This window comes from Deltaproteobacteria bacterium (genome assembly GCA_021159305.1).
Lineage (GTDB): Bacteria > Campylobacterota_A > Desulfurellia > JAGGSF01 > JAGGSF01 > JAGGSF01.
On record JAGGSB010000008.1, the window covers coordinates 1 to 11,862 of the forward strand.

14 protein-coding genes are annotated in these 11,862 nt (G+C 38.0%); 9 read left to right on the plus strand and 5 right to left on the minus strand.

The window, feature by feature from the left end:
• The 4 genes from J7J10_00520 to J7J10_00535 form a co-directional block, all read left to right on the plus strand.
• A partial coding sequence (locus J7J10_00520) for a formate dehydrogenase subunit alpha (protein ID MCD6129430.1) occupies window positions 1-941 on the plus strand: 941 nt, incomplete at its 5' end.
• A 9-nt stretch (window positions 942-950) separates the two neighbouring features.
• Entirely contained in the window at window positions 951-1,583 is a 633-nt protein-coding gene (locus J7J10_00525; GenBank protein ID MCD6129431.1) for a molecular chaperone TorD family protein, read from the plus strand.
• A 10-nt stretch (window positions 1,584-1,593) separates the two neighbouring features.
• Entirely contained in the window at window positions 1,594-2,745 is a 1,152-nt protein-coding gene (gene nrfD, locus J7J10_00530) for a polysulfide reductase NrfD (GenBank protein MCD6129432.1), read from the plus strand.
• An 11-nt stretch (window positions 2,746-2,756) separates the two neighbouring features.
• Complete coding sequence (locus J7J10_00535; protein MCD6129433.1) at window positions 2,757-3,344, plus strand: 4Fe-4S dicluster domain-containing protein; 588 nt, start codon at window positions 2,757-2,759, stop codon at window positions 3,342-3,344.
• A gap of 43 nt (window positions 3,345-3,387) precedes the next feature.
• Here J7J10_00535 and J7J10_00540 read toward each other — a convergent pair whose 3' ends face one another.
• Window positions 3,388-4,083, minus strand: coding sequence for a formate dehydrogenase accessory sulfurtransferase FdhD (locus J7J10_00540; GenBank protein ID MCD6129434.1), 696 nt, complete (start codon window positions 4,081-4,083; stop codon window positions 3,388-3,390).
• Between the two features lie 265 nt (window positions 4,084-4,348).
• Between J7J10_00540 and J7J10_00545 the strand changes: the two genes are divergently transcribed.
• The 4 genes from J7J10_00545 to J7J10_00560 are packed head-to-tail and all read left to right on the plus strand — an operon-like array spanning window position 4,349 to window position 7,976.
• Window positions 4,349-6,583, plus strand: coding sequence for a molybdopterin-dependent oxidoreductase (locus J7J10_00545; protein MCD6129435.1), 2,235 nt, complete (start codon window positions 4,349-4,351; stop codon window positions 6,581-6,583).
• A 9-nt stretch (window positions 6,584-6,592) separates the two neighbouring features.
• Window positions 6,593-7,159, plus strand: coding sequence for a 4Fe-4S dicluster domain-containing protein (locus tag J7J10_00550; GenBank protein ID MCD6129436.1), 567 nt, complete (start codon window positions 6,593-6,595; stop codon window positions 7,157-7,159).
• A 12-nt stretch (window positions 7,160-7,171) separates the two neighbouring features.
• Window positions 7,172-7,507 carry a hypothetical protein gene (locus J7J10_00555; GenBank protein ID MCD6129437.1) on the plus strand — a complete coding sequence of 112 codons (336 nt, stop codon included), beginning with the start codon at window positions 7,172-7,174 and terminating at the stop codon, window positions 7,505-7,507.
• Between the two features lie 28 nt (window positions 7,508-7,535).
• Complete coding sequence (locus J7J10_00560) at window positions 7,536-7,976, plus strand: hypothetical protein (protein MCD6129438.1); 441 nt, start codon at window positions 7,536-7,538, stop codon at window positions 7,974-7,976.
• A gap of 42 nt (window positions 7,977-8,018) precedes the next feature.
• Here J7J10_00560 and J7J10_00565 read toward each other — a convergent pair whose 3' ends face one another.
• The 4 genes from J7J10_00565 to J7J10_00580 form a co-directional block, all read right to left on the minus strand.
• Window positions 8,019-8,801, minus strand: coding sequence for a TIGR00282 family metallophosphoesterase (locus J7J10_00565; protein MCD6129439.1), 783 nt, complete (start codon window positions 8,799-8,801; stop codon window positions 8,019-8,021).
• Window positions 8,791-10,338 carry a ribonuclease Y gene (gene rny / locus J7J10_00570; GenBank protein MCD6129440.1) on the minus strand — a complete coding sequence of 516 codons (1,548 nt, stop codon included), beginning with the start codon at window positions 10,336-10,338 and terminating at the stop codon, window positions 8,791-8,793. Before rny ends, J7J10_00565 begins: the two co-directional genes overlap by 11 nt.
• Window positions 10,335-10,895 (minus strand): 5-formyltetrahydrofolate cyclo-ligase, encoded by a 561-nt coding sequence (locus tag J7J10_00575; GenBank protein MCD6129441.1) that lies wholly within the window; start codon window positions 10,893-10,895, stop codon window positions 10,335-10,337. Before J7J10_00575 ends, rny begins: the two co-directional genes overlap by 4 nt.
• 64 nt (window positions 10,896-10,959) lie before the next feature.
• Complete coding sequence (locus J7J10_00580; GenBank protein ID MCD6129442.1) at window positions 10,960-11,133, minus strand: hypothetical protein; 174 nt, start codon at window positions 11,131-11,133, stop codon at window positions 10,960-10,962.
• 459 nt (window positions 11,134-11,592) lie between these two features.
• On the opposite strand from J7J10_00580, the gene J7J10_00585 reads away from it, so the two are divergent.
• Window positions 11,593-11,862, plus strand: a 270-nt coding sequence (locus J7J10_00585) for a hypothetical protein (GenBank protein ID MCD6129443.1), incomplete at its 3' end; no start/stop codon positions are given.

Here is an 11,862-nt window from a genome sequence, read left to right on the forward strand (position 1 = left end):
TAGAGGATACCAGAGCAAAATCCGGTCCCTGCAAGGGTGAGTATTGGGGACTGCCATGGCCCTGCTGGTTAGATACCCATTGCGGCACACCGCTGTTGTATGATTCAAGCAAACCGGTAAAAGATGGCGGACATGACATCAGAGCAAAATGGGGATCTAAGGTGAAAAAAAATAAAACCGGAAAGCATGTGGGAGACAGTCTCCTACGTGGTGACCATCCTGTTCCTCAGGCTACATACAACGGTGTTAAATTTGGCTTGGATCTGAGTTTGACAGCGATAAGGCAAGCGCTGGCTAAGGGTGAACCACCTACCGGAAGAGGTAGGGCGAGGATATGGGCCTGGAACCTGCCAGATCCTGTGCCTGTTCATAGAGAACCCATAGAGTCACCAAGGCCAGATTTAATAGAGAAATATCCTACCTATAAAGATAAGCCCAAATTTTACAGAGTGCTTACGAAATATAAAACCTTACAGCAGCAGAGAAAGAACCTGGGAGATAAGTATCCCATCGTCCTTTCCTCTGGTAGACAGGTAGAACACATGGGTGGTGGAGCAGAGACAAGAAGCTGTCCTTATTTAGTGGAACTTTCTCCCTGCGTATATGTAGAGATTCACCCCAACTTAGCCAAAGAGATAAGCGTAAGAAATGGGGATTTTGTATGGGTAGAGACACTGAGAGGAAGATGCAGGGTAAAGGCGATGGTTACCAAGAGAGTAGCATATGATAAGCTGAGAAAGATAGCATTTATTCCCTATCATTGGGCAGGTGTATTTGAAGGAAAATCCTATGCAGACAGGTATCCCAAGAATCCAGATGGAACACCTACCGTAGCATTGGCAGTGGGTGATTCTGTGAATATTATCACTGTAGATGGTTATGATTATACAACCCAGATGCAGGAGACAAAGGTTGCTCTGTGCAAGATATACAAAGCATAGGAATAGATGATGGAGTTGGAAACGATTAAGAAGAGAAGAGAAATATATGCTTTTCTATCTCGTCTGTTTTTAGAAGCACCGCCTGAAGAATTGGCTGATGATATGGTTAATGGTGATTTCTTCACTCAATTTGAGTCTTTTGTTTTAAACGATGAAATGAAAGAGGGAATAAAAACAGTTAAACAATGGGTGAAGAACCACAGTAGCGTCTCCCAAGTTCAAGAGTGTTTAAAAGATGAATTTGAGAGCCTGTTTGTGGATCCGACGCAGGCTGTGGTTACACCTTATGAGACAAAATATGTAAAAGGCAGGACTGGGGAAGTGCTTTTAAGAGTAAAAGAGACATATTTAAAGGCGGGTTTAGAAAAGTCTGAGAAATGTGTGGAAACTGAAGATCACATTGCATTAGAATTAGATTTTATGAAATATCTGTGTGATAAAGAGATAGAAAATTTTGAGAAAGAAGATTTCCCGAAATTTTTAAATTTACAAAAGGAATTTCTAAAGGAATTGTTAAAGTGGATTCCCTTTGTTTGCAAAGAGATTTCAGTTTCTGAAAAGGCATCCTTTTATAAAGGAATATCAAAAATTGCAACAGGTTTCTTAAATTATGAAAGAAGCCTGTTAGAAAGTGGAGGATAAGGAGGTTTATATGAATGGAACGGAAGCTCAGAGATTGCCGGGTTCATATCTGCTATGGTTGATAATATCACTGATAGTATTGGCAATTGGTGGTATTACAGGTTTATATAGCTGGTTTATACCTGGTTTGCATCATATATCTCGAGATATAGTAACAGGTGTTTTGCTTGCCTCTTATACTTACTTTGTGGGTATTACCACAGGCTTGTGTGTGATAGCTGCGTTAGGACACCTGTTTGGTTTTGATGTTTATGAAGCGGCAACATCCAGAGCGGCATGGCTGGCGATTGTTTCTATGCTGGCTGGTTTCTTCGCCATCGCCTTTGATTTAGGCCATACATTTAAAGCATATTTATTTGTTACCTCACCAAACTTTTCCGCACCTATCCTGATGATGGCCTGGTTATATGCGTTTTATCTTATTTTTGCCATTGTAGAGTTTATACTACTTATGTCTAAGAAATACGGGATAGCTATTGTATTTGGTGCAGTAGCACTCATTCTGGATGTTATAGCAAGATCAAATGTGGGATATATTTTTGGCTCTACTATTGCCCGACCATTTTGGTTTGGCGCTTTCCCTTCTTTCTTTTTCCTTGCCCTGTCTATGACCTCAGGTATGGCTTTATTTATCCTATGCACGGTATGGGTTTCTAAATTGAGAGGAGTGAATAATCCCAAACTTTTAGAATCAGCTGTAAAACTGCAGACTATATTTTTACTTGTAGTGGCTCTATTCTATATATGGTATATAATGAGCGGTAAATTTGGCTTTGCACCAGGCAAATACGAAGCAACAAAAGCCTTAACGGCAGGTCCTCTTTCTGTAAACTTCTATCTGTTTGAGATAATCTGCGGTATTATTATACCTTTTATACTATTGGCCGCTTCTAAAGGAAAATCTGCGGTTGTTGCGTTTGTTGCTTCTATTCTTGTTCTTATAGGAACATTCTCTTCCCATTACGATTTCTGTATAGCAGGACAGATTGTTCCTGTATGGCAGGCGTTTGCTGTAAGACCGGAGTATGCACCAATGTACGCGCAATATCATCCATCAGGCGTAGAAATTCTTACTGTAATGGGTGCCTTCGGCCTTTTGTTCTTCCTGTTCTTCTTGGGCGAGGGAATATTCAAATTTAGAATTAATGGAAAGGCGGAATAAAGGAGGGATTTATGTTTGAAAGGCCAGTAAAGAAAAATAATTATGCAATGGTTGTGGTACCATATCGGTGTATAAATTGTGGCTCATGCTATGTAGCCTGCAAGGCTACCTGGGATGTACCATTTGGCAAGGAAAATTTTAGGACAAAGGTTTTAGAGAAAGAGTGGGGGCAGAGTGGCGATAACTATGATGACTTGCATATGGATTTTATCTCTATCCTCTGTTTTCACTGTGATAATCCTGCCTGTGTAAGTGTTTGTCCAACCTGCGCAAGCTATAAGAGGAAAGAGGATGGCGTTGTAGTTATAGATGATAAAAAATGCATCGGTTGTAGGATGTGCATGCTTGCCTGTCCATATAATGCCAGATGGTATAATGAAGAAAAAGGTGTAGTAGACAAATGCAATTTCTGTCTGGATAGATTGAAAGAGAAGAAAGAACCAATGTGTTCAGCTGTGTGTCCAACAGACTGCAGGGTATTTGGTGACCTGAACGATAGAAATTCTGATGCCTATAAGTTGCTTGCTAAGGCAAAGAGAACCTGGACGTTGAGGCCGGAGATGGGCACCGAGCCCAATGTATACTTTATTGAGCTTTAGTTAAAATCGGCAGGGGTTTTAATAACCCCTGCCAGTATATCAATTAGGTTACTCGCCAGTTATTTGAATATACATTCATTTTCTTTTTTCTGGCGAATCCTACAATGGTTATGTTCAGTTTTTTGGCTAACTCAATTGCCAAATCTGTAGGTGCAGATACGGAAGAAATTAACGGTATATTTCTCAGTGCTATTTTCTTTAGCATTGATGATAATATTCTTGCACTGGTGATTATTGCACAGTCATCGGCTGGAATATGTTTGATAAGACATTCTCCGAGTATTCTGTCTATTGTATTGTGTCTCCCTATATCTTCCGCAAACAATATGATTTTTTCCTTTGAACAGAGGGTAGAGCTATGGACGCCACCTGTTTTTTTATAGATTAATGAGTAATTATCAAACTCTTGCATAAGGTTAAAAAGCTCTTCGCTTTTTATAGTAAATGTTGACTTTACTTTTTTAATTACAGGTGTGCTTTTTTCTTCTGATTTTACCCAAACTATGCCTCTATTCTCGTCTTGTATATTGAATTTTAAATCTTTTTTTTCTCTAATCAAGCCTTCAGACAGGAGAAAGCCTGTAACCAAATAGTTTAAATTTGATGGGGAACACACAAGTGTTGTTAATTCCTTTTCGTTTAGAAAAATCTTGAGATGAAATTCTCTTACAATTGTATCTTCAATATTTTCTCTTTTTTTATCGCTAATTTGCACTATGGGAATTCTTGTTGTTTTCATAACTTTTTCTTCTTTATATAATGTATCATAACAAAAAGTTAGAATAATCTCTATATGTAATGTAATAATTAGTTCATTATTATAAAACTGATTATCAATTTTGGTTTTGGAGAGATTTTAAGTTAAATTATGAGTGAGTAAATACAATCTTGTTTTTCTTCTTAAGTGAGTAAATACAATCTTGTTTTTTTTCTTAAGAACAGCTATGGTTCTAACAGGGTTTGTTTTTTTGTAGATTTGTGGTTTTTTGATAGAGGAGGCGTGTATGGGAATATCACGAAGAGGGTTTTTAAAAGGAGCAGCAATAGGCGTTGCCGCGTCCTACCCATTGTTCTTCAAGCAGAAGGCACACGCAAGCATACTCAGCAGTTTTGGTGTTCCGGAACCGGGTAAATATCCAGAGATAAAACCATTTAAGCCAAAAGTTACTCACAACTGGTGTGAGATGTGCTTTTGGGGCTGTGGTATAGATGTGTTTACGGAAAACGGAAGAGTGAGGAAGATAGAGGGCAATCCTTATCATCCATACAACTACGGAAAGGTGTGTGCTCGCGGTAATGCTGGTGTTATGCTTCTGTACGATCCAGATAGGTTAAAAACTCCATTGAAAAGAGTAGGTAAAAGGGGTGAAGGCAAGTGGGAAAAGATTTCATGGGATGAAGCAATAAGCACCGTTGCTAAAGAAATGACAAAAATTAAAGAAAAACATGGTGCAAAAGCTTTAGCCATAGTTCCTCATGGCACGGCCGGACATGCTGCTAAAAGATTGTTTGATGCGATGGGGGCAAAGAACAGTGCGGAGCCTTCCTATTCTTCCTGTAGGGCTTCTCGCCTTATGGGCTGGTTTGGTACATATGGCAAAGATCTTTCTTCTCATGAGTATTATGATATAGCGAACAGTAAATATATTCTTCTTGTGGGTAGAAATATAGCTGAATCGGTAATGATGGGTGATGCTAAAAACCTGGGTATTGCCTTATCCAAACATGCAAAGATCGTTTATGTAGATCCAAGATTTACAAAAACGGCGGCAAAAGCAGATGAATGGTTGCCTATAAAACCAGGCACAGACATGGCTTTTGTTTTGGCTTTGATAAATGTCATTATCAAAGATGCTCTATATAATGCAGATTTCATAGAAAACTATTGTTATGGTTTCTATGAACTGAGAGAGCATGTAGAAAAGTATACTCCTGAATGGGCAGAAAAAGAAACGGATATACCTGCAGCAACAATCAGGAAAATTGCCTGGGAATTAGCTCGTTATGCTCCTTCTTCTGTCGTTATCCCTGCAAGGAGAACATCCCGTTACGGTGATGATACACAGAATGCCAGAGCCATTGCGATATTAAATGCACTTTTGGGAAATTGGGAAATGCCAGGGGGATATTATCATACTACGAAAACTAAAGCTCCCAAAGCACCGTTGCCAAAATTGCCCAAGATAAAGAATTTTGAGCGTGCCGACGGTTGTGGCAAAGGTTCAGATTTTCCTCTTGCTCCTGCATCATTTGGAAGAACGAATGGTCTGGTTAAAGCAATAGCAGAACAAAAACCTTATCCTATTAAGGGCTTGTTCGTTTCTGGTGCAAATCCAGTTATGGATGTGGCGAGACCGGGAGAAACGCTAAAAAAAGCTATTGGAAATTTAGATTTTATTGTGACTGTTGATGTATATCCTACAGAAATGTGTCTCTATTCTGATATTATACTACCTGCATCTACCTATCTGGAAAAATACGGTGATTTAAAAGCAGGCGGTGCTATCCAGCCGTTTATTACCTATAGAGAACCGGCGGTAAAACCCCTATATGATACCAAAGATGAATGGGAAATCTGTAGAATGATTGCCAAAAAAATGGGTTTAGAAGAATATTTTCCTATGAGTATGAAGGAAATTATAGAATACAAATTTTCTAAACTTTCCTTAGAAGAGCAAAAGGAGTTGAAAAAAAATGGTGTAATTGTAAAAGAAGGTGATCCATATAGAAGAGCGCAGGGAAAGAAAATACGGTTTTCTACACCAACCGGCAAGGTTGAGTTGTATTCTACATTGTTTAAGAAACATGGTTATGATCCTTTGCCTGTGTATAAGAGGCCATCATCTCCGCCCAAGGGTTCATATAGGTTTTTGTTTGGACGGGTGTCGGTACATACTCACGCCCGCACCGAAAACAATCCCTGGTTACATGAAACTTATCCTGTAAACAAGCTATGGATAAATAAAGATGAAGCAGGTATGTTGGGTATTAGAAATGGAGATAAAGTAGTACTTGTGCAGGGAAACAAAAAATCTTCATCCATAGAGGCTTATGTTACTTCTCGTATAAGGAAGGATTGTGTATTTATTGCTCATGGGTTCGGTAGATTTTCGCCATTTTTGACCCTTTGTTATGAAAAGGGTGCATTAGATGGGGAATTTGCTTCTGAAGCAGTTGATCCCATAAGTGGTGCCTATGCTTATCATAAAGACAGCTTTGTAAAAATAAAGAAGGCATAAGGAGGGCAAATGAAAGAAAAAGATTATGCAATGGTTCTTGTTCCCGGCAATTGTATAGATTGTAAAGCATGCACCATTGCCTGTAAGGCTCAAAATAAGGTGCCGTTGGGAGAAGAATATTTTAGAACAGAAATTTTGGAAGGAGAGAAAATAGAAAGCGGACAAGTTGAAGGTATAAATTTCATGCCGCTTTTGTGTTTCCACTGTGAAAATGCGCCCTGTATTAGTGTTTGTCCTACATCGGCAAGTTATCATAATGAAGAAGGCATGGTCCTTGTTGATAAAGATAGATGTATTGGTTGTCGGATGTGTATGCTTGCCTGTCCTTACAATGCAAGATACTATAATGAAGATGAGGGTATAGTAGATAAATGCACATTTTGTGTGGAACGTTTGAAGGCAGGCATGGAGCCGGCTTGCGCGTCTACCTGTCCAACAGAAGCCAGGGTATTTGGTGATTTAAATGATAAGAACAGTGAGGTATATAAGCTCTTACATCAGAAGGCAAAAAAAGTATGGCAGCCAAAGGCAAATATGTTAGGTGTAAAACCACGGGTATATTATGTGGAAGTATAAGGAGGACAAATGATGAAAAAATCATTGATTATTATCGCTATTGCAATTTTTCTCTTTATGTTTATAATTTCCTTAAATCAGGCATCTGCTGTTCAACCCTACACTTTTAGTAAGGCAGCATGCGCAGAATACATTACAAAGGGGAAAAAGGCTGTGTCTGAAGGAGACATGGAAATGGCAAGAAATTATTTCAAAAAGGCTATTCAAGAAAATCCCTGGAATGATGTAGCATGGGAGAATTACGATAAGATAATCTCGGGTGGAAAAATAACAGTAAAACCTAAGAAAAAAGCCAAACCAGAGATTGCACCCAAGGAAACGGAAGAGACAGAATTTGAAGGATGTTAAACATAAATTATTTTTATAGGAGGTTTTTATGCGTAGGTATCTGAAATCTGTGTTGCTGGCCTGGTTGGCAGTGGTATTTGTTGCATCTATGAGTTATGCTTGGCCAACTAAGGGAGATTTGGTCAAAATAGCGCAGGAATACATTGCACAGATTACACCAAAAGAGTTAAATGCAGAACTCTCAGAGGCAAAAGCAGGAAAGCTTGTGATTCTAGATGTGAGGGAACCATCAGAGTATAAAGCAGGACATGTTCCCTATGCCAAGAATCTGCCTCGAGGACTTATGGAATTCAAGATTGCGCAACTCGTACCGGACAAGGCTACACCTATCGTTGTTTATTGTAAGTCGGGTGGAAGAGGTTCCTTGGCTACTTTGAGACTTGTGACCATGGGCTATGGAAACGCAAAGAACTTACAGAAAGGTTTTGTATTTGGTTGGAAAAAGGCAGGTTACAAAGTAGAAAAATAGTTTAAGTTTGTAAAAAAGGGACATAACAGTGTTATGTCCCTTTTAATCTTTCATTACCTCATCTATTCTTTTAATAGAGTGTGCTTTTCCTTCTAAATTACATTTTATAAAGACACCGTTTAAGTGCAGGTTTGTTTTGCATGTTTCTAATCTCTTTGGTATTCCGTAGACAATTTTTTCTATTACCTCTTCCTTTTTAAAACCGATTATGCCGTCCAGGCTGCCTGTCATGCCCACATCTGTAATATAAGCTGTATCTTTGCTTAAAATGCGTTCATCTGCAGTTTGCACATGGGTATGCGTGCCTACCACTGCTGTCACTCGTCCATTTAGATACCATCCCATTGCTTCTTTTTCCGATGTTGCTTCAGCATGAAAGTCTATGATTTTTACTTCGGCTTCTATTTCTTGAAGGAGATTGTCTATAGTCTGAAATGGATCGTCAATAGGTTTCATAAATACACGGCCCAAAAGATTTGTCACTAAAACTCTAACCCCTTTAATTTTTAAGATCTTATATTTCCTTCCAGGCAAAGAAGGATGAACATTCAATGGTCTTAAGAGTTTCTGCATCTCATCTATATTTTCAAGTGTTTCTTTTTTGTCCCACACATGATTGCCAGAGGTAAATACATCCGCTAAGTTTTCTAACTCCCTATAGGTCTTTACCGTTATGCCAAACCCGCCGGCTATATTTTCCATGTTTACAATAACCAAATCTGTTTTATATTTCTCAATTAGGCTTGGTATAAAATAGGAAAATACCTTTCTTCCCGGTTTCCCTACAATATCGCCTATAAATAATATCTTTAACTCATCTGGCATAGTCAATCGCCCTTGTTTCTCTGATTACTGTAACTTTTACCTGTCCAGGATAGGTTGTTTTTTCCTCAATCTCTTGAGCGATTTCCTTTGACAATATTACACTCTCTGCATCACTTAAACTTTTCTCTTCTACAATTACTCTCAGTTCCCTTCCTGCCTGCATAGCATAAGCATTTTTTACACCTTCGTGAGAAAGTGCGGTCTTTTCTAATCCATCTAATCTCTTGATGTAATGTTCTAAAATTTCCTTTCTCGCCCCTGGCCTGGCGGCAGAGAGGGTGTCAGCAGCGGCTACCAATACAGATTCAGGGCAGCTGCATTCTACCTCGCCGTGATGAGAAAGTATGGCATTAATTACCTTTTCCGATTCCCCATATTTTTTGGCTATCTCTGCGCCAATTTTAGTATGGCTTCCTCCTACTTCCTGATCTATAGATTTTCCAATGTCATGCAGGAGTCCTGCTCTTCTGGCAAGCTTTTCATCCAATCCTAACTCCGCTGCCATTATACCTGCTAAGTAGGCAACCTCCTGCGAATGGGCAAGTACATTTTGGGTATAGCTGGTACGGAATTTGAGCATGGAGAGGTGTTTTATTATCTCCGGATGTAGATTAGGAATATCTAAATCAAATGTAATCCTTTTTACTTCATCTATCGCTTCTTGATTTAATTCTTCTCTTACTTTTTCTATTATTTCTTCAATTCTCGCGGGATGTATTCTTCCATCAGCAACCAATCTTTCCAGAGCAATTCTTGCTGTTTCCCTGCGTAAAGTGTTGAAACTGGAGATTACTACCACCTCTGGTGTATCATCAATTATTAGATCAACACCTGCTACCTTTTCAAACGTTCTGATATTTCTTCCTTCTCTGCCAATAATTCTTCCTTTCATTTCATCTGAAGGCAAACTGACAGTAGAAACGGTTTTTTCGGCAACAAAACTACCACTCATTCTTTCTATAGCGAGGGAGATAATATTCTGGCTGTGCTTTTCTGCCTCTTCTTTTGCTTTTTCTTCTATATTTTTTATGTAGTTTAATGCCTCTTTTTTCGCTTTTTCCTGCATATTCTTTATGATAATTTCTTTTGCTTTACTTTCAGTTATTCCTGCTATTTCTTGCAGTTTTTGTCGCCATTCTAAAGAAAGCTGTTCTATTTTTTTACTTTCTCTTTCTGCAATTTTCTCCTTTTCTTCTAATAATAAAGCTTCTTTTTGTAACTTTTCAAATTTTTCCTCCATCAATATCTGTCGTTTATCCAGCCCTCTTTCTTTGAACTGTAACCTATTTTCCCGTTTTTGCATTTCCCTTCTTTTTTCCTTCACCTCTTCTTCAAAATCAGATTTTGCTTTTATAAGATATTCCTTCGCTTCTAATTGTGCAGTTTTCAGTATCCTTTCTTCATCCTTCTTTGCATCCGAGATTATCCTTTTGCTATATTCCTTTCTATTTTTAGAAACTTGTGATAGGTAAATGAAGGTGACAATAATGCCCAGAAGAAAAGAGAAAAAACACACAATAATTCCTGTTTCACTCATTTTTCTCTCCTTAAAACTGAATTTTCTGTGAATACAACATCTACTGGCACATCATATTCTTTTTCTTTAAAATTTATAATTTGCCAACTGTAAGCTGCCCCCAATTTGATTGCTTTAAGACTCTTAAGGAAGTGGTCGTAAAAACCTTTCCCATAGCCAATTCTATATCCTCGTTGGTTAAAGGTGACACCCGGCACAACTACTGCGTCAATTTCATCTTTGTGGATTATCCGTCCTTTTAATAGGTAGGGTTCATAAATTCCCCTGTATCCCTTCTTGCAGCAGTGATCGTAATGATCGATAGAAACAGGTATTATTTCCTCATTTTTTGTCACGGGCAGGCTTATCTTATATCCTAATGTTAAAAGACAGGTTGCAAGTGGCTTCAGGTCAACTTCGTTTTTGATTGCATAATAGAGCATTACTCTTTTTGCCTGTTTCTCTTCCAGGAAATTAAGCAGCTTTTGACAGATAAGCGCACTTTTTATCCTTACTTCTTGCTGAAACATTCCTATCCGCTTTTTTAATACGCATGCACGCAACTTATCTTTTTCCATGCTCTCTCTAACAAAAAAGCAAATGGAACTTTTAGTTTAATTAGTTATTGCTTGTAGGATTTATTTAAAAAAATCGCTCACATTGGAATGATTTTATGGGCCATGCGGATACATTTTCTAAAAAATTGCCAAAAATCAAAGCTACCAATCTCTTAAAAATAAAATTTATATTTATCTCTTTTGCTAAAAGAGCCAAAGCCGTCACATTGCCCGACTCAATTATTGCATTAGTATCCATTCTTCTATACTTATATCAAGCCTCTCTCATATTCCCATTATCATTATTATTCCAATGAAATCCTATCTGCGCTATTCTAAATTCCACTTGCTTAACAATTTTGTTTATTTCCTCCCAAATCTATCTTTAATTATCTCCATTTACATTATCTAAAACGCCCCAGAATACCGTGCGAATAGCCTCCCTGAACCTAACAACAAGGTGGATATTTCGACCTCGCAAGATAAACTTGCGAGATAAACCCACATCCCATAGTTAGGCGTTGGCTCAAGGGAAAACACATCCCGACCACATGTATCCCAGGGCGAAACACTATTATTATATATCACATTACAATTTCGGTCAAGCACCCGAATTGCCTCACCAAAAATCTATATGACAAATCTTCGGTTTGCCGTGAAAAATTGGAGGTTTTTATGAAAATGTTAAATTATTATAGAATGTGCTAATATAAGAATAATGGGTTTTTATCTAAGTAATTTAAGAACGAAAGAAGATTTAAAAAAGATAGCAATAGGACGCTGGAATTATAACCCTTATATTTCATATTTTCCTCATGATTTTAATAAGGAAACTGAAGAAAAAATAAAAGACACAGAAATTGTTGCTGAATATGCAGATTTTGAAATAGTTTTCTTTCAACTCAGCGAAGATGATGAGAGAATATTGCGCAAGACAGAAAAGGAAATTATCAAACAAATTCCAACAGCTTATAGGAATCAATATCTT